Raw genomic sequence first — 18,288 nt, forward strand, 5'->3', positions numbered from 1 at the left:
GACCGGAGTTTCATGCCCCGGTCCGCATTCGCAGCGATGCTGACGGGACTGATGATCCAACGGCTCGAATTCATTCGGTATTTTTCGAATCGGGTCTCCTGGCTTATTTACTTACCGTCCAAACAGTATATAAATGCTTTAAATGCCATTGGTGGCGCAAGCAAACAGGTGAGACTACATGGCTCTCGATTCAGACACGATGAATGAACTGGTGAATACGGTCGGGCGTTTCGTTAGAGAGCGTCTTCGTCCTCTCGAGGAACAGGTCGCCGATAACGATGCTATCCCGGTCGAAATCCGCCAGGAGATCGCGAATTTAGGTCTATTCGGCCTGACGATTCCCGAAGAGTACGGTGGCCTTGGTCTCAATATGGAGGAAGAAGTCCGGATCGCACTGGAGCTGGGCAAGACCTCTCCCGCCTTCCGCTCGCTTATCGGGACCAATAACGGTATCGGCTCGCTCGGCCTCATTCTCGACGGCACGGAAGAGCAGAAGCAGCGGTATTTGCCTCGCCTTGCCACCGGCGAACTCATCAGCTCATTCGCGCTGACCGAGCCGGAAGCTGGCTCGGATGCTGCGTCGGTACGAACCACTGCAAAGCACACTGAGAACGGCTATGTGATAAATGGCACGAAACGCTTCATCACAAACGCCCCTCACGCCGGTCTTTTCACCGTTTTCGCACGCACTGACGCCTCGAAGCCCGGCGCCCAAGGTGTCTCGGCGTTTCTGGTCGAAGCAGGAACGCCCGGCCTTTCGCTCGGCCCCATCGACCGCAAGATGGGTCAGAAGGGCTCTCATACGTCGGATGTGATTTTGGAGGATTGCCTGGTCCCGTTCGACGCGCTTCTCGGCGGCGTTGAGAACCAGGGCTTCCGTACAGCCATGAAGACGTTGGATCGCGGTCGCCTGCACATCTCGTCGATCTGTGTTGCAATGGCCGAACGCTTGATCGAGGACAGTTTGCGCTATGCAATGGACCGCAAGCAGTTCGGACAACCGATCGCCGAATTCCAGCTCATCCAGGCGATGCTCGCCGATAGTCGCACGGAAGCCTACGCCGCACGTTGCATGGTGCTGGAAACTGCACGGCGCCGTGATGCAGGCCAGGACGTGACGACCGATGCCGCGTGCTGCAAGATGTTCGCAAGCGAGATGGTCGGTCGAGTCGCCGACCGCGCCGTGCAGATTCATGGCGGAGCCGGCTATATGGCCGAATACGGCATCGAACGGTTCTATCGCGATGCTCGGCTGTTCCGCATCTACGAGGGCACCACGCAGATCCAGCAGATTGTGATCGCCAAGAACATGATCAAGGCCGCCTCGTAAGCGTCCCCTCACTCAGCCTTCGTTCTTCGGCGGGCTTGCAAGCACGGCGTCGGAGGGAGGCTGGACCGACGGCTCGAACAATCCTTACGGAGCCCGCTATGACTACAGAGACCCCCTCGCCCCTCGTTCAGAAATTTGGCTCAGGTCTTACCACCACCGAAATCGTTGATGGTGTCGGCCTGGTTTCGATCGACAATCCGCCTGTCAATGCGCTCTCGCGCGATCTCCGCGAAGCTATGATCGACGCCATCAACCATCTCGCTGCGAAACACGACGTTCAGTCGATCGTCCTTCTTGGAAAAAACGGTACGTTCATCGCCGGAGCCGACCTAAAGGAGTTCGGCAAACCCCTGACCGATCCCACATTGCCGGATGTCATTGAAACCATCGAGCAGTGCTCGAAGCCAGTCATCGCGGCAATCGAAGGGGCGGCACTCGGCGGTGGCTACGAAATCGCCCTCGGTTGCGACGCGCGGATCGCGACGGAAAAGGCTGCCGTCGGACTGCCGGAAGGAACCTTCGGAATAATTCCAGGTGCCGGGGGCACCGTCCGACTGCCTCGGGTGACTGATGCCGTCACCGCACTCGACATGATCGCGTCTTGCCGTCAAGTCAAAGCTCCAGAAGCCAAGAACCTCGGCCTCATCGACGCTATTGTTGGGAAAATTCCAGACGATGCGATTGCCTATGCTCGTGCCTTCGGGACCACGAAGATCAGATTAAGGGACAGAGAACCAAAGCCCTTCGATCACAAGGCGTTTGACCTTGCCGTCCAGCAGGTCTTGAAACGCGGTCGCGGGCGACCCTTCGTCTTCGACCAGACCGAAGCAATCTGGCAGGCAGTCACGGTTCCCTTCGATGACGCGCTCGCGTCAGCCCGCACCGCATTTCGGCGCCTCCGCGATTCCGATGAGTCGGCGGCCCTGCGGCATCTTTTCTTTGCGGAAAGGCAGGCCGCGCGTGTCGAGGGCCTCGCGGACGCTTCGCCCTTGTCGATCGAGACAGTCGGTATCGTCGGAGCCGGAACCATGGGCGCGGGGATCGCCGCCGCTTTTCTCGCCGCAGGTTATCCGGTGAAGCTCACGGACCTCAAACAAGAGGCCCTAGCAAGCGCACGGACCCGCATCGAAGGTTTTCTCGCGAAAGCTTCGAACCCCGCCGAGCTGACATTGGTCCATGATCTCGAAGATCTTTCAGAGTGCGATCTGCTCATCGAAGCTGCCTTCGAGGATCTGGCCGTGAAGACTGAGCTCATGGCTCGTTTCGACAGTTTCGCCAAGACCAATGCGATCCTTGCGACCAACACTTCCTATCTCGATGTGAATGTCATAGCCGCCGCGACCACGCGTCCTCAATCCGTCGTTGGACTGCATTTCTTTGCGCCGGCGCACATCATGAAGCTTCTGGAGATTGTTCGGGGCGAAGAAACATCACCGGAAGTCCTGCAGGCCGCTTTTGCGATCGCAAGACGGCTTCGGAAAGTCGCCGTCGTTTCCGGAGTCGGAGAAGGCTTCATCGGCAACCGCATCTACAATGCTTACCGCGCACAGAGCGAAGCGATGCTGATCGATGGCGCAAGCCCGGACGAAATTGATACCGCCCTTGAGGCGCTCGGTTTTGCCATGGGGCCGTTCAGCGTGTCGGACCTGTCAGGGCTCGATATAGCTTGGGCTAACCGGAAGAGGAAGCAGGAGGCCCGCGGGGACAAGGATGGTGACGTTCCGGTCCTCGAATGGCTTGTTGAAGCCGGCCGGCTCGGCCGCAAGACAGGTGCCGGCTGGTATCGGTATGACGATGGCCAACGCGCATCGGACCCAGACGTGAGAAATCTCATCGCGAAGGCGCGGGCACATTATGGCGCTGCGCCGAGGTCGCTGGACCGGGACGAAATCCAGGAGCGCACGCTTTGCGCGATCGTCAACGAGGCCCTGCTCGTTCTGGAAGACGGCATCGCTTCGCGTGCCTCAGATATCGATCTGGTGATGATCAACGGATATGGCTTTCCGAAACATCTTGGTGGACCACTCTTCTGGGCGAAGCGTCAACCACGTTACCGCCTTGAACGTACTCTTGCGACCGTAGTCGGCGGCGGCCGCCGCGGGAACCTCGCATTGCTCGATTGAACCAACCCATACTTTTTGGAGGAATCCGATGTCCCCAGCCTATATCTGCGCCTATATCCGCACGCCGATCGGCCGCTTCGGTGGCTCGCTCTCATCCGTGCGGGCTGACGATCTCGGCGCTATCCCCTTGAAGGCAATCATGGCGCAAAATCCCAACCTCGACTTCGAAGCCATCGATGAAGTGGTGTTCGGGTGCGCCAACCAGGCAGGCGAGGATAACCGGAACGTTGCACGCATGTCGTCCTTGCTCGCGGGCATGCCTGTGAGCGTTCCCGGAACAACCATCAATCGCCTGTGCGGCTCCGGCATGGATGCCACAATCACCGGTGCGCGCGCTATCGCTTCCGGTGAAGCTGACCTGGTGATCGCCGGCGGCGTCGAAAGCATGAGCCGTGCTCCCTTTATCGTTCCAAAAGCCGAGACGGCTTTCTCTCGTTCGATGGAGATTCACGACACAACGATTGGCTGGCGCTTCATCAACCCACTCATGAAAAAGCAGTACGGCGTCGACTCGATGCCGGAAACCGCCGAGAACGTGGCGGATGACTTCAAGATCAGCCGCGAGGACCAGGATGCTTTCGCGGTGCGTTCGCAAGCGAAAGCAGCACAGGCCCAGACAAATGGCCGCTTCGCTAAAGAGATCACCCCGGTCACGATCCCGCAAAAGAAGGGCGACGCACTAATCGTCGACACGGACGAACATCCCCGCGCGACAACCATCGATGCTCTCGGCAAGCTCCGACCGATTGTCCGCGCCGACGGCACTGTGACCGCAGGCAATGCGTCAGGCGTGAATGACGGAGCGGCGGCAATCCTTCTGGCTTCCGAAGCCGCCGTCAAGAAATTCGGACTGACTCCGATCGCACGCGTTCTGGGTGGCGCGACCGCAGGTGTAGCACCGAGGATCATGGGATTTGGCCCTGCGCCGGCGACCAAAAAGCTGATGTCCCGCCTTGGAATGCGCCAGGAGCAGTTCGATGTCATTGAGCTCAACGAAGCGTTCGCATCTCAAGGGCTTGCGACGTTGCGTGACCTTGGCATCGTCGACGACGATCCTCGCGTGAATCCAAATGGGGGTGCCATCGCCTTAGGACATCCATTGGGTATGTCGGGCGCACGGATCACGGGCACGGCGGCGCTGGAGCTGGCGAACACCGGCGGCAAATTCGCCCTCGCGACCATGTGCATCGGCGTTGGTCAGGGCATCGCGATCGCCCTCGCGTCAGTATAAGCATTGAAGGCTGGGCGGCGTCTCGTCGCCCATTCCCGAATTCCAGCTTGTTGTTCGTCACCTGAATGAACGTTGGCGTGCAGAACAGAAAAGCCGCAACCTGGTCGGGCTGCGGCTTTTTCCTTAACCATCACTTTCAGATTGCTTTACGCCATGGCCCGCAGGTCAGGCTTACGCTTTCGACGCGAGGCAAAAGGCCCAAAGGGGATCTCCGGCGGCGCGAAGGTCTCCGCGCTCGCCCGGTCCCAGCGATCGTACCAATCCGCCAACTCCGGAATTTCCTCCTCCGACAGCAGAAACCCTTCGGGCAAATATGGATACGCCTCATTGCCATCAAGGAATTCGTTGTCCGACTGGCGGAACATGAAGTGGTACGGCATGAAGTCGCGAGGATCGGTCAGGCCTGCGGCGCCGGCAATCTCGCTCAAGGCGCGCATCGTATTGCGATGGAAACGCGCGACACGGTCGCTCTTATCACCTACATCAATAGCACGCTGACGGGCCTGATCTTGCGTGGCGATCCCAACCGGGCACTTGTTCGTATGGCATGCCTGAGCCTGGATACAGCCTACGGCAAACATAAAGCCCCGGCCGGAATTACACCAGTCTGCACCAAGAGCAAGTGCGCGGGCGATATCGAACGCGGAAATGATCTTCCCCGCTGCGCCGAGCCTGATATCGTTGCGAATGCCCGCGCCACGAAGCGCGTTATGAACGAAGGTCAGGCCCTCAAGCATCGGCATGCCGACCCGATTGGCGAATTCCACCGGAGCGGCTCCTGTTCCTCCTTCCGCACCGTCAATCACGATGAAATCCGGTTTGATTCCGGTTTTCACCATAGCCTTCACCATGCCGAGAAACTCACGGCGATGACCGATACAGAGCTTGAAGCCTACCGGCTTACCGCCAGATAGTTCGCGCAATCTGGCGACAAATTCCATCAGACCGACAGGCGTGGAGAACGTGCTGTGTGCTGGCGGTGAGATGCAGTCTACACCCATGGGAATGCCCCGCGCCTCGGCAATTTCAGGCGAGATTTTCGACGCCGGAAGCATACCGCCGTGACCAGGCTTCGCGCCTTGGCTTAGCTTGACCTCGATCATCTTTATCTGAGGGTCGGCAGTGATTGCAGCAAACTTCTCCTCTGAGAAGCTTCCATCGTCTCCCCGACACCCGAAATAGCCGGAGGCGACCTGATAAATTAGGTCGCCACCACCTTCGCGGTGGTAGCGGCTGATCCCCCCTTCCCCGGTGTCATGGGCGAAGCCGCCCTTCTTGGCTCCCCGGTTCAGAGCTGAAATCGCGTTGCCGGAAAGGGCACCGAAGCTCATTGCGGAAATATTATAGAGGCTGGCATCATAGGGCTGGCGACAACTGCTCCCACCGATACTCACCCGGAAATCGAAGTCGGTGATATGTGTTGGCGTGGCAGAGTGGGTAAGCCACGAATAGCCGGCGCCATAAACATTTTCGATCGTCCCAAACGGCCTTTTGTCCTCGACACCTTTTGCGCGTTGATAGACCAGCCCTCGCGCCTGCCGGCTGAACGGAACCTCCTCGTGATCAGCCTCGATCATATACTGTCGGATTTCCGGACGGATGCTTTCCATGAGAAAGCGGATATGGCCGATCACCGGATAGTTCCGAAGAATAGCATGCCTTCTTTGCTTGATGTCGTAAACGCCAATCAGCGCGAGCGGAACAAGAACCACGGCAGGGACTGCCCACCAAGGGCTCGAAAGCGCGAGGCCCATGACCGAGAGGAGTGAACCCAAGAGAATTACGAGGAAGATGGCGTACCGCTGGTACAGGATCATAATTCCATTCCCTATTCTTCGTCGACGAGCGGGGCACGCGGTCGGAAGATTGCGATGAAGTACAGGTCGGTGAAAAATGAGGAGCGGCTATGCCGCTCTTTCCGCGATGTTTATGCCGGTGGCGAGGCGATCTTCGATGTAGAGCTTGCGTAGCTTTGCAGTCGCCGGACCGGGTTTGCCAAGTCCAACCGGATGACCATCGATCGAAACAACAGGCATAACGAAGCTGATGGAGTCGGTGATGAACGCTTCTTCCGCATTCTTGGCTTCTTCGAGCGTGACCGCAGCCTGACGTGTTTCAAGCCCCGCTCGTGCCCCGAGATCCAGAACCGACGCGCGAGTAATGCCATGCAGTAGGGCGTTTGAGAGGTCCCGCGTAATCAGAATGCCATCCTTGGTGATGATGTGGAAATTCGCTGAACCTGACTCCGTTATGAGGCCATCCTCCACGAAAAGCACATCATCATAGCCTTCGCGCAACGCCTCCATCTTGGCCATTGACGAGTAGAGAAGCTGTACCGTTTTGATCTGCCGGTGAGCCCATCGCCCATCAGGTGCTGTCTTCATTGTGATGCCACGTTCCCAGCCAGGGTTAGCCAGGATGGTGCGCGGCTGCGTGAACATCACGATCGTCGGACGGAGGCCATCGGTGTAGATAAAATTGCGGTCTTCCGCGCCACGGGAAATCTGCAAATAGACTAAGCCATGCGTAATGCCATTCCGGCGCGCGATCTCCTGGTGCAAAGCCAAGAGTTCACCTTCCGCGACCGGCATCGGAATTCCGAGCGTTTCGAGCGAGCGTTTCAGTCGATCGGTGTGGCCCTTGAAATCGATCAACTTGCCGTCAGCAACGGCAGTTACCTCATATATCGCATCCGCAAAAAGAAATCCGCGATCGAAGATCGAGATCGTTGCTGCCGTCTCGTCCAGCCATTGGCCGTTGACGAACACTGTCCTGCCCATTGTGCGCGTTCCTGTCATTTCGTTGGAAAAAATTGTGGGGCAGTCGCGGTTAGCCAATTGCCTTTTGCAGCTCCGGTAGGACCTCAAAGAGATCCCCGACAAGGCCGTAGTCCGCTACTTGGAAGATCGGCGCCTCCTCGTCCTTGTTGATCGCGACGATCACCTTCGAGTCCTTCATGCCGGCAAGGTGCTGGATCGCGCCGGAAATACCGCAAGCGATGTAGAGCTGCGGAGCGACGACCTTGCCCGTCTGGCCGACCTGCCAGTCGTTCGGTGCGTAGCCGGCATCGACGGCCGCGCGTGACGCGCCGACGGCCGCGCCGAGCTTGTCGGCGACGGGCAGGATCACTTCCTGGAACTTCTCCGACGAGCCCAGCGCACGGCCGCCCGAGATGATGATCTTGGCCGAGGTTAGCTCCGGACGGTCCGAGGTCGACAAGTCGGCAGAAACGAAAGCCGATAGATCAGAAGAAAAGGCTGCCGTCGAGAGTTCCTCGACGGCAGCAGGTGCGCCTTGGGAGGCAGGAGAAAAGGATGAAGAGCGGACAGTGATCACTTTCTTCGCATCGGTGGCCTGCACCGTCTGGATGGCGTTGCCCGCATAGATCGGACGCTTGAACGTGTCGGGGCTCACCACCTCGACGATCTCCGACACCTGCGCCACGTCGAGCAGCGCCGCCACGCGCGGCAGCACGTTCTTGCCGACCGAGGTGGCCGCGCCGAGGATGGTGTCGTAGGACCCGGCGAGCGACACGATCAGCGCCGCCAGCGGCTCGGCCAGATTGTTGGCAAGGCTTGCATCCTCGGCAACCAGCACCTTGGAAACGCCGGCAAGCTTGGCCGCCTGCTCAGCCGCCGCCTTGGCGCCCGCGCCTGCGACAAGCACATGCACGTCGGAACCGATCTTGGAGGCCGCCGTCAGCGCCTTGGCGGTCTGGTCGGAAAGGTGGGCGTTGTCGTGGTCTGCCAGAAGAAGAATGGCCATTATCGTAATCTCCTCAAATCTCGCCGATCAAAGCACGCCGGCTTCGGTCTTGAGCTTCTCGACCAGCTCGGCGACCGTCTTGACCTTGACGCCCGCCTTGCGGCCCGACGGCTCCTCGGTCTTCAGCACCTTCAGCCGCGGCTCCGTCGACACGCCGAAGTTTGCGGGCGACGTCTTGTCGAGCGGCTTCTTCTTGGCCTTCATGATGTTGGGCAGCGAGGCATAGCGCGGCTCGTTCAGGCGCAGGTCCGACGTGACGACGGCCGGAAGCTTGACCTCGATCGTCTGCAGGCCGCCATCGACTTCGCGCGTGACCTTGGCCGAACCGTCACCGATCTCGATCTTCGAGGCGAAGGTGGCCTGCGCCGTGCCGAGCAAGGCCGCCAGCATCTGGCCGGTTTGGTTGGAATCGTCGTCGATCGCCTGCTTGCCGACGATGATGAGGCCCGGCTGCTCGGCGTCGGCCACACCCTTGAGGATCTTGGCGACGGCCAGCGGCTCGACTTGATCGTCGGTCTCGACCAGGATGGCGCGATCGGCCCCCATGGCCAGCGCCGTCCTCAGCGTCTCTTCGGCCTTGGCAGGTCCGATCGACACGACGACCACTTCCTCGGCCTTGCCCGCTTCCTTCAGGCGCAGAGCCTCCTCGACCGAAATCTCGTCGAACGGGTTCATCGACATCTTCACATTGGCAAGCTCGACACCCGAGCCGTCCGCCTTCACGCGAATCTTCACGTTGTAATCAACGACCCGCTTGACTGGGACCAAGATTTTCATAGCAGCCTTGCCTTCCATATAAGGACGCAGCACCGCACCCAACGCGGGCGTGATAACGGCCTACGCTCTACTCCGTGACAGATGCGAATACTTATATTCCGTTCCGTCGGTAAGTAAATAGAAATCTTAGGACGCGCTTGCTCTCGTCGAGGCCGTTATCAGAGCAAGTTAGGTCACCGAACTTCTGGAGGGACTCTTTTTTCCCTTCCGACCCGTCGTTAAGTTGGCAACAAGAAGTTTGATCGGCGTATTGGTGTTTGTCGCGCATTGGTAATGTGGTAGCACAAGAGAAATCCCACTCTACGCGAGCAAACACCTACATCAGAGGCCCAATGAAGCAGACCAAAACAAAGCCCCGCATGGGACGACCGCCCGTTCTCGAAAATGCTCGCGATCGCATTCTTGACGAGGCCGCCGTCTTGTTCGGAGAGGGCGGTTTCGACAATGGCTCTATGAATGTCGTTGCCGAGCGGCTCGGCGTCTCCAAGGCTGCCGTCTACCATTATTTCGACACCAAGCAATCTGTTTATGACGCCATCATTGTACGCACATTGGAGGGACTGCTCGAACATGTCAGTAGAGCTGTTGCGGCGTCCACCACGGCTGACGGTAAGCTGAAATCATTCATGGTTTCGCACGCTGGGTACTTTGAAAAAAACTACTGGGGTTTCGTGTGCATGCTGATCGGATACGGCGGTATGGCAAATCCGGGGCTCAAGTCCGAAGCCAATCAGCTTCGTATCGAGTATGAGAGCATACTCCGGGGAATTCTTCGGGAAGGAATGGCAACCGGCGCCTTCCGCGAGGCGGATGTGACAATATCGTCTCACTCGGTTCTCTCTATGCTCAACTGGATGGTCCGTTGGTTCAAACCAGGCGGACAAAAACGCGCGGAAACCGTCGCAGCGGAATATTTTGATCTCCTTACAAATGGTCTCTACAGCCGATGAGAGTAAGAGCGGCAGGAAGATATCGCAGTGGGGTTTGAGGCAGTTTTTACAGGTCACCACTAGCTCTTCTTCGACTGAACCACCTAGCATCGCGAATGGCATTCTCCAGTCATTTGCGATGGCGCGCTGGAGTCATGGGCTTGCTCGCCTTATGCAACCTTTTCCGTACAAATTGCGTCACATCTATTCCTTTATGCCATTTGGTAATGGACATAAAAAAAAACAAACAAGCCTCGTGTGGTCATTAGGATCGACTTGAGGCGCACTTTGAAAAATGCTCCGGCTGGTTCTGTCGAGAATGAAGCCGATGTATGTGAATGCCAATGCACCAAAAGTTGTTGTGGTGGGAGCCGGAATTGTAGGCGCCTCGGCAGCCTATTTTCTCGCGAAGCAACGGATCGCCGTGTCTCTAATCGATACCGCTGGCCCCTCCGCCGGCGCGACGGGTTCTTCGGATGGTGCCGTATCGGTTGCAAGCAAACAGCCGGGGATGATGATGACGCTCGCGCAGAAGGCTCGAGCTTTTTATTCTCAACTCGCATCTGAAGGCGTACTGGCTGGAATCTATCATCCGCGACCCACGTTCTTAATTTCTCGTACTGAAGAAGAAATGGAACTGCTTGAGGTTCACGCACACGACCTTAGAGCATCCGGCGAAGAGACAGAGATTGCGGATTCAGAGCGTCTGAAACGTTTCGTTCCCGGTCTGAGTGATGCCGCTATTGGCGGCGTTGTTGTCTGGAACGATGGGCATGCGCTCGGTTATGAGGTTACCGAGCGGCTTCTGAGCCGCTCTGGTGTCGAGATTATCCGCAATTGTCGGTGCGATGCGGTAGCTACGGCCGGTGCCCGCGTAACGGGCGTTTACACATCGCAAGGACTCGTTTCCGCCGACGCTATTGTGGTCGCCGCAGGCTTGGGCTCGAGCCGGTTGCTTGGCTTGGAAGATGTGCTATTCGCGAGAAAAGGCCAGATCGTGATTACGGATCGGGGCGGGATTGGCCATGCCGCTTTTGACGGACATCTAATGGCAGCAAGCTATATTGCCGCCAAACGGCGAGGCTCAAAAACTGCACCCTCTCGTGTAGGCCTTGTTATTGATCCGCTCAAAACGGGGCAGTTTCTGCTTGGAGGAACGCGAGAGGACAATAGATCCGACACAGGCACCGATATCGAGTCGATTTCCCAAATCGTTCGCGAGGCAGCTGCGTTGTATCCACCGCTTCTGGCGCGCCGAGTGATTAGGACCTTTTCGGGCGTTCGTACCGCCACGCGTGACGGGCTGCCAATCGTTGGCCAACATCCGACTATCGAGAACCTCGTTCTGGCCACTGGATTCGAAGGAGATGGAATCTGCTTAGGACCATATACAGGGAAAATCGTGGCTGACATCATCACGGACAAGGTAACGGAACCTGAATATTCACTTCTCGCGCCCCAGCGCTTTCTTGCTGAACGAGCCGCTTCATGACACACGCGTTCTTATGGAATGGCCGGTTGATACCGTTTGTCGAAGGTCAAACCGTCGCTTCGGCGCTTGCGCTTTCAGGTGTCCGAGATTTCGGTTCGTATTCGCCATCGACCAGCGCCCGCTACTTTTGCGGTATCGGTGCCTGCCAAAGCTGCCTCGTCACGGATCGTGGTGGTGCTCCTTTCGAGAGCTGCATCACTCGGGCGGATGAAGCGATGTGCTTAAGGCCATTTCTCACTGATGCGGGAGACAACGATGTGTGACGCGCCCGTTCTGGTAATTGGCGGTGGGCCCGCCGGTGTCGCAGCAGCTGTCAGTCTTGCCGAAAGCGATCATCGAGTTGTTTTGGTCGAACAGCGCGACCGACTCGGCGGTGCAATTCACCGACAGCCCGCCAATCGTGACATCGTTCATTCCCTTCATGGAAGGCATCATACTCGCAACTGGCGTGCTCTTAACGAAAGACTGTCCGCCGTTCAGGGAAAGATCCGAATTCTTTACAATAGCGTCTTTCTCGGTGCCGACGATACCGGTCATGCCTTGATTGAAGATCGTGCATTGGGACGCACCCTTTCGGCCAAGGCAGCCGGACTTCTCGTTGCGGTTGGTGCGATCGAGCACATAGAACCTTTCGAAGGTTGGCAGCTACCCGGCGTCATGACCGCTGGTGGCGCGCAGCTCATGTTGAAGGAAACTGGGCGTTTTGTACCTGGGCGGACCCTAGTGGTCGGATCGGGGCCGTTGATATTTGCTGTTGCTGCGCAACTGGCGTCGGCCGGCGCTCCGCCAGTCGCGCTTGTGGAACGCGGAACACCTTGGCGAGCGCCAGGCGCGGCGTTTCGCCTGCTGGCAAGCCGGTCTACATTTGCGGAGACGATGAGATACGGATCCATTATCCTGCGTAAGCGGATTCCCTATAAAACCGGGACTGGTATCGTAAGGGCAGAAGCGTCCGGCTCGGTTCTTCTGGTGGAAGTCACTTCCGACACCGGTAGGATAGCGCGGTACGAGGTAGATAACCTGGTCATCAGCAACGGACTCCGCTCGAATCAGATCGGCTTGCCGAGAACTTCGGAGTCTTCTGTCTACCCTATCCTTCATGCAGGGGATTGCCGCGAAATTCTCGGTGCCGACGCAGCAATTGAGGATGGCGCATTTGCAGCTAGGAAACTTGTTGCTCTTTTGAAAGGGGCGCCAACTCCCTCTCCTTCGCATGAACTCGAAAAAGCGCGAAAGCTACAGGCTGCATTGAGGAAGCTGACGTCGCTCGACCACTCAGAACTGGTAGGCGATCCGATTATCTGCCGCTGTGAGGGAATGAAGCGCTCTGACCTTCTCAAGCTCGGCAATGGGCGGTCCGCGTTTGAAACACGACTGGTAGGTCGTTTCGGAACAGGGCCGTGCCAGGGCCGCTTCTGCCGCGCAAGCGTTAATCGGATCACCGGAATATCGGCGGAGGAACTCTCCGGAAGGAACCATCAGGAACAGCGATGGCCTTTGCGACCAGTATCGATCGCCTCTCTATGCTCCGTTACACCTTTTCAGACGGAATTCGAGCAGGAACCTATCTTGCTCCAGCCTGCGAATGCAGTTTCGTCAAAGCGATGACCGACCAGAAGGGCTGGCCGCGCCAGATCTAAAGGACTTCCGCGGAAAAATCTGCTGCGTTGTTCCCTTCAATTCTGCTCACGTCCTCCGGGCTTCACGAATTCACTTTGACCTTCGTGCTGGCCATCGTGTTCATCGGAATTATCCATCTCCACTTGCATCAGAAGCACACATGCCGGGTGTGTTGATTTTAGAAGTCGCAACCAATCCGCGATAGCTCCAAAATTGCCGTTAGGAAGACGAGGTCAATTTGTATCGTCTCGGATCGAAAATTCGTCACGATACCGAACGATCGCAACCTCGGCTTCTTCGGCAAAGGTTTGCGACAGGAATTTTGGGCAAAGTCAAACAAGGGGAACAACGAAATGGATGAATCGAGAAGAAACTTTCTGTCGGGCCTTCCCGCTATCGGTGCTGCGGCTGCAATCGCCGGAGCTGCTGCCGCTACTGGAGCATCGGCGCAAGAGGCTCCCGTCTCAGGTGAGGACGCGTTTGCCCGGATCCGCAAAAACGGCGTGATCCGCTTTGGTGCCGCGAACAGCGAGCCGTGGTATTTCAAGGACGTGAGCGGCAGTGACGCGCCTGGCGGGGTCGAATCCAACGGCGTGGTTTGGAGAGGCGTTTGCCCGGCCCTCGCCAAGATGCTGGCGGACGCGATGGGCGTGAAGCTCGAACTCGTCGAAACGACCTGGGGGAACGCCGTCGCGGGCCTCCAGGCCGGCCAATTCGACGTAATGCTCGCGCTCGATGGCACACCGACCCGCGCGCTCGCTATTGATTTCATTACCACTCAGATGGCCTGGAACCCTTTCAACGTTCTGGTCGCCGACGGCGTGAACGCCGCGAACTGGTCGGACCTCAACAACCCCGAATTTTCGGTCGCGGTGATGTTGGGCACATCGATGGACCAGTTTATTTCGAAACTCCTCCCCAAAGCGGAAATCGTGCGCTTCCAGGAAGCCTCGCAGACTTACGCTGCTTTCCAAGGCGGGCGCGTGAAGGGCATCACGGGCGCCGGGCCGGAAATGGATCTCCTGCGTGAAAAGTTGAAGATTGGCAATGTGGTAATCCCCAAGCCGCTCTTCGCAATCCCCTCCGGTGCGGGGCTTCCTTACGAGCCGACTCCGCGCTTGCGCGACTATCTCAGCACGTCAGTCGGATATCTCTACTTCGCTAGCGAAATCCAGAACGCCTACGAGGATTATGCCCGCTGGCGCGGCCTCGACCCCTCTAAATCGGTTCCCCTGATGCGCGAACGACTGCTCTGACAATACGCGGAGGAGGGCCAAACGGCACTCCTCCGTTTCTGAACAGGTCTCCCATATGGCTTACGACTGGGATTTTAGTGTAGTTCTGAGGAGTAATGAACTTCTCTGGAAGGGTCTTGTTGCGACCCTTAATCTAACCGCGGTGACTATCGCGATAGCAGTTCCGCTGGGTTTCATCCTTGCTCTAGCGCTTCTTTCGAACATTAGGATGATATATTGGTTTGCGCGCGCCTTCGTGGACTTCTTCAGAACGTCTGCCCTGCTGGTCCTGATCATATGGTTCTATTTTGCGTTCCCAATGATAACAGGGCTACGGGTGGGGTCCTTCGAGGCGGCCGCCCTCGCGTTGGGTCTGCAAAACTCCGCTTACCTCGCCGAAGTGTTCCGGGCAGGAATCACATCCGTCGCCCGTGGCCAATGGGAGGCCGGCAGGGCGCTCGGTCTACATCTCATCCCGCTTTTTTGGCTCATCATTGCACCCCAGGCAATTAGACCAATCATTCCCGTTCTGGTGAATGTGCTCAGCGAAATCATAAAGGGAACATCTCTCGCCGCTGCTATCGCCTATGCTGAACTAGCCTTTCAAGGTTCAATGGTGGCATCGACAACCTACCGTCCCCTTGAGACCTATACGATCGTCGCGGCGCTCTACTTCGTGGTTATTTTCCTGCTGAATCAGCTTGCAAGCTATCTTGAGCGCCGGCTTGGTCGAAACGAGGTCCGCGCATGAGCAACTTTCAGTGGGATTTTTCGACGATCTGGAACAACATCGGATATCTTGGTCAAGGCCTAGCCGGCACGCTATACTTGGCAGCAATCTGTCTTGTGTTTGGGACGCTCCTTGGCCTTCTGCTCGGACTGGCGCTCTCGTCACATCGAGTGCTGCTTCGAATACCGGCTCAGATGTTCGTCGGCTTGTTCCGCAATACTCCATCGATGGTGCAACTCCTTTGGATCTACTACGCCCTCCCCGTCCTGCTTGGGGTGCAGCTTAGCCCGTTCATTGCCGCCATCGTCGCGTTTTCGCTGTACAGCGCATGCTATATTTCGGGGATATTCAAGAGCGGCATTGTCTCGATCCCAAAAGGGCAGATCGAGGCTGCAAGAGCGCTAGCACTAACGCGCCTTCAAACGCTGCGTCTGGTCATACTACCTCAAGCCGTGCGCAAGATGATCCCACCTTTCGCCAATCAGGCCATGGAGATCATAAAACTGACCTCTATCGCCTCCATCATCGCCTATGGGGAACTCGTATTGCACACAAAGACAATTTCGGATCAGGAGTTTCGGCCGATTGAAGCCTATACAACCCTTGCCCTCCTGTTTTCCACAATTCTAATCCCTCTCGCTTACCTGACGCTCCATCTCGAGAAGAAATTCTCCGACTATAGGATGCCGTCCAAGAGCCAAAAATCCTAGCAGGAGAATAGCATCATGACCGAACTGTTCATCAATGGCGTTTGGCGCGCCGGCCGCAATGGAGCTGCCATTCCGGTCGAAAACCCGGCAACCGGCGAGACAATCGGGTCTGTCGCAAAAGCAGAACCGGACGATGTCGATGCCGCTATTGGTGCCGCAACGGTCGCGTTCCAACGGTGGCGCGAGAAGAGTGCATATCACCGCTATGGCATTATGCGCGAAGCCGCCAACCTTCTGCGTGAGCGGCAAGCGGAAATCGCGCGGCAAATCACGGTAGAACAGGGCAAACCTATCGCCGAGGCCCTATCGGAGGTAGCTGTCACCGCGGACGTGATCGACTGGAATGCTGAAGAGGGTCGCCGCGCCTACGGCAGGATCATCCCCGGCAGGACCGAGGACACGCGACAGCTCGTGCTGAAGGAGCCCGTGGGTGTGGTCGCCGCGTTCAGCCCTTGGAATTTCCCAATCCAGACCGCGGCAATGAAGGTAGCTGCCGCGATTGCCGCAGGTTGTGCGGTGGTACTGAAAGCTGCCGAGGAAACGCCGGGGGCGCCCGCCGCGATGGTGCAAGCCTTCGCCGATGCCGGCCTGCCTGCTGGCGTACTCAATCTTGTCTTCGGAGAACCTGCTCAAATTTCGGAAAGGATCATCGCCGACCAACGGGTCCGTAAGCTGTCCTTCACCGGCTCCACCATCGTCGGCAGGCATTTGGCGGCGCTTGCAGGGCGTCACCTCAAGCGCCTCACCATGGAACTTGGGGGCCATGCACCCGCAATTGTATTTGCGGACGCGAACTGGGAAGCGGCCGCAGAAATCCTTTCCAGCAAGAAGTACCGCAACGCAGGCCAGGTCTGTGGATCGCCGACCCGCATCCTTGTGCAGAAACAGATTTTCGAGAGGTTTGCGGACCGCTTTACGCAGCATTCCGCAGGTATCCGTGTTGGGGACGGGATGCACCCGGACACCCTCATGGGGCCGCTCGCCAATAGCCGCCGCATCGCGAGCATGGAAGATTTGATTGAGGACGCCACCAATCAAGGTGCCGAGCTGCGGCTCGGAGGCAAGCGAATCGGCAACAGAGGCTTCTTTTTCGAGCCGTCGATCGTAAGCGTCCGGTGAGGGACCATTTCTACTTTCACTTGGATGCGATGTTCTCGGCAGAGTCCTCTGGCAACACCCACGTAAAATGATTGTATGTCGATCCGCCGTAGATGTTGGACGTGATCGCCCCATCCAGTTCGAGAAGGCCCCGCTCTCGGAGGGCATGGGCTGAGCGGTTCTCGTAGGCCGTCATGTCAACTTGACGGATAGCTCCGCCGTCGGCCTTAACACGGTCAAGGAGCCTTCGTTGCGCATTCGTCAGCTTCATATCGATCTCCGTCAAAGGCTCCTGTCAGCGTTGTCTGGATTTCGAAGCGATGTCGAAGCCACTCATGAATGCCTTGTGCTGCCGCGCGGTCGCTTCACGCTTTGACCGAATGCTCGCCGCAAGCAGCGCGTAGGGCTGTTCGAACTCGGGCGTGGCGCTCTTCTCTGCTTCGAGATCGGCTATCTGTCGGTCGAGGAAAGGAAGTAGATGATTGTTCACTAGGTCATCCCAAGCACCGATGTCGGCCCGGGACAATTTTTCTCCACCTTTGGCAAGCCTGATGGTGCGAAGTCCGGCGTGCGGCACAAGTAGCGCAGCCCCTTCGCCGGTCGGTCCTCTGGGGTCATCTTGTACAGCCAGGTCCCGGGCAAAAAAATCCGAGTTCACATAAGCAATATCTGCGATGACCTCGATAGCGGTGGTTTTGTCGAAGTCAACGCTGCTCGCGTCATCAAAGTAGAAGGTCTCGGCTTGCATCTCATATCTCCTGCTCTCTCAATTCAATTTTACAGCCAAGATTCGGAATGTTGAGCTTGGACATAAGAATAATTTGCGGCGTCAGGCAAAAGCGATGTGCACCTTGCCTTGCGTCGGAAAGTCCGACGTCACGGCAATCTCTGTATTCCAAGGCAAGAGTTCATCGATTCGGTTGATCGGATGGTCCGCAATCCGGGATAGAACAGCACGCAGGTAGGCTTCCGGGTCGAGGCCGTTGAGCTTTGCAGTCTCAATCAGCGACAGGATCGCGGCAGCACGTTCGCCGCCTTTGTCCGAGCCAGCGAACAGCCAGTTTTTGCGGCCGAGCGCAATCGGCCGGATTGCCCGTTCGGCAGCATTATTATCGGGCATGTTGCCATCGGCGTCCCACGAACGCTCGGCAGATTCTATCCTGTCATGTTAGAATTGTCGTGTCGGGACAGGGGCGTCGGAGTGCGAAGAAGCGGGCAGGCCGAATTGACTTTGAGCTGCGAGCTCGC

17 protein-coding genes and 1 pseudogene are annotated in these 18,288 nt (G+C 57.6%); 11 read left to right on the top strand and 7 right to left on the bottom strand.

Going from position 1 to position 18,288, the window contains the following annotated elements; translation table 11 throughout:
* Positions 1 to 178 precede the first annotated feature (178 nt).
* From J0I79_RS04075 to pcaF, 3 genes are all read left to right on the top strand, one after another.
* Positions 179 to 1,330 carry an acyl-CoA dehydrogenase family protein gene (locus J0I79_RS04075; RefSeq protein ID WP_033967480.1) on the top strand — a complete coding sequence of 384 codons (1,152 nt, stop codon included), beginning with the start codon at positions 179 to 181 and terminating at the stop codon, positions 1,328 to 1,330.
* A 98-nt stretch (positions 1,331 to 1,428) separates the two neighbouring features.
* Positions 1,429 to 3,453, top strand: coding sequence for a 3-hydroxyacyl-CoA dehydrogenase NAD-binding domain-containing protein (locus tag J0I79_RS04080; RefSeq protein ID WP_093744152.1), 2,025 nt, complete (start codon positions 1,429 to 1,431; stop codon positions 3,451 to 3,453).
* A 28-nt stretch (positions 3,454 to 3,481) separates the two neighbouring features.
* Complete coding sequence (pcaF, locus tag J0I79_RS04085) at positions 3,482 to 4,684, top strand: 3-oxoadipyl-CoA thiolase (protein WP_033967481.1); 1,203 nt, start codon at positions 3,482 to 3,484, stop codon at positions 4,682 to 4,684.
* Positions 4,685 to 4,830: 146 nt separating this feature from the next.
* On the opposite strand, the gene J0I79_RS04090 is transcribed toward pcaF, so the two are convergent.
* The 4 genes from J0I79_RS04090 to J0I79_RS04105 form a co-directional block, all read right to left on the bottom strand.
* Positions 4,831 to 6,501 (bottom strand): FMN-binding glutamate synthase family protein, encoded by a 1,671-nt coding sequence (locus tag J0I79_RS04090; protein ID WP_067941710.1) that lies wholly within the window; start codon positions 6,499 to 6,501, stop codon positions 4,831 to 4,833.
* Positions 6,502 to 6,588: 87 nt separating this feature from the next.
* Positions 6,589 to 7,464: an aminotransferase class IV gene (locus J0I79_RS04095; protein ID WP_067941712.1), complete on the bottom strand. Its 876-nt coding sequence runs from the start codon at positions 7,462 to 7,464 to the stop codon at positions 6,589 to 6,591.
* A gap of 49 nt (positions 7,465 to 7,513) precedes the next feature.
* On the bottom strand, positions 7,514 to 8,449 hold the full coding sequence (locus tag J0I79_RS04100) for an electron transfer flavoprotein subunit alpha/FixB family protein (RefSeq protein ID WP_067941714.1): 936 nt from the start codon (positions 8,447 to 8,449) through the stop codon (positions 7,514 to 7,516).
* 27 nt (positions 8,450 to 8,476) lie between these two features.
* On the bottom strand, positions 8,477 to 9,226 hold the full coding sequence (locus J0I79_RS04105; protein ID WP_067941716.1) for an electron transfer flavoprotein subunit beta/FixA family protein: 750 nt from the start codon (positions 9,224 to 9,226) through the stop codon (positions 8,477 to 8,479).
* A gap of 332 nt (positions 9,227 to 9,558) precedes the next feature.
* Between J0I79_RS04105 and J0I79_RS04110 the strand changes: the two genes are divergently transcribed.
* The 8 genes from J0I79_RS04110 to J0I79_RS04145 all read left to right on the top strand — a co-directional run bounded on the left by J0I79_RS04110 (position 9,559) and on the right by J0I79_RS04145 (position 17,061).
* Complete coding sequence (locus tag J0I79_RS04110) at positions 9,559 to 10,176, top strand: TetR/AcrR family transcriptional regulator (RefSeq protein ID WP_067941717.1); 618 nt, start codon at positions 9,559 to 9,561, stop codon at positions 10,174 to 10,176.
* A 298-nt stretch (positions 10,177 to 10,474) separates the two neighbouring features.
* Positions 10,475 to 11,647, top strand: coding sequence for an FAD-binding oxidoreductase (locus J0I79_RS04115; protein WP_171026547.1), 1,173 nt, complete (start codon positions 10,475 to 10,477; stop codon positions 11,645 to 11,647).
* Positions 11,644 to 11,910: a 2Fe-2S iron-sulfur cluster-binding protein gene (locus J0I79_RS04120; RefSeq protein ID WP_137935356.1), complete on the top strand. Its 267-nt coding sequence runs from the start codon at positions 11,644 to 11,646 to the stop codon at positions 11,908 to 11,910. Before J0I79_RS04115 ends, J0I79_RS04120 begins: the two co-directional genes overlap by 4 nt.
* Entirely contained in the window at positions 11,903 to 13,255 is a 1,353-nt protein-coding gene (locus tag J0I79_RS04125; protein ID WP_171026548.1) for an FAD-dependent oxidoreductase, read from the top strand. The genes J0I79_RS04120 and J0I79_RS04125 overlap by 8 nt, the downstream gene beginning before the upstream one ends.
* 365 nt (positions 13,256 to 13,620) lie before the next feature.
* Positions 13,621 to 14,523 carry a transporter substrate-binding domain-containing protein gene (locus J0I79_RS04130; protein WP_137935358.1) on the top strand — a complete coding sequence of 301 codons (903 nt, stop codon included), beginning with the start codon at positions 13,621 to 13,623 and terminating at the stop codon, positions 14,521 to 14,523.
* A gap of 55 nt (positions 14,524 to 14,578) precedes the next feature.
* The gene (locus tag J0I79_RS04135) at positions 14,579 to 15,253 is read left to right on the top strand and encodes an amino acid ABC transporter permease (protein ID WP_137935359.1); all 675 of its coding nucleotides are present in this window, start codon (positions 14,579 to 14,581) and stop codon (positions 15,251 to 15,253) included.
* Positions 15,250 to 15,942 carry an amino acid ABC transporter permease gene (locus J0I79_RS04140; RefSeq protein WP_137935360.1) on the top strand — a complete coding sequence of 231 codons (693 nt, stop codon included), beginning with the start codon at positions 15,250 to 15,252 and terminating at the stop codon, positions 15,940 to 15,942. The genes J0I79_RS04135 and J0I79_RS04140 overlap by 4 nt, the downstream gene beginning before the upstream one ends.
* A gap of 15 nt (positions 15,943 to 15,957) precedes the next feature.
* Entirely contained in the window at positions 15,958 to 17,061 is a 1,104-nt protein-coding gene (locus J0I79_RS04145) for an aldehyde dehydrogenase family protein (RefSeq protein WP_137935361.1), read from the top strand.
* A gap of 16 nt (positions 17,062 to 17,077) precedes the next feature.
* Here the strand turns inward: J0I79_RS04145 and J0I79_RS04150 are convergent, their stop codons facing one another.
* The 3 genes and pseudogenes from J0I79_RS04150 to J0I79_RS04160 all read right to left on the bottom strand — a co-directional run.
* Positions 17,078 to 17,311, bottom strand: coding sequence for a hypothetical protein (locus tag J0I79_RS04150; protein WP_137935550.1), 234 nt, complete (start codon positions 17,309 to 17,311; stop codon positions 17,078 to 17,080).
* 24 nt (positions 17,312 to 17,335) lie between these two features.
* Complete coding sequence (locus J0I79_RS04155) at positions 17,336 to 17,788, bottom strand: hypothetical protein (RefSeq protein WP_137935549.1); 453 nt, start codon at positions 17,786 to 17,788, stop codon at positions 17,336 to 17,338.
* Positions 17,789 to 17,869: 81 nt separating this feature from the next.
* Positions 17,870 to 18,169, bottom strand: a pseudogene (locus tag J0I79_RS04160) (transposase domain-containing protein); the annotation flags it as partial.
* Between the last annotated feature and the right edge of the window lie 119 nt (positions 18,170 to 18,288).

It is taken from the genome of Mesorhizobium sp., assembly GCF_017306585.1.
Lineage (GTDB): Bacteria > Pseudomonadota > Alphaproteobacteria > Rhizobiales > Rhizobiaceae > Mesorhizobium.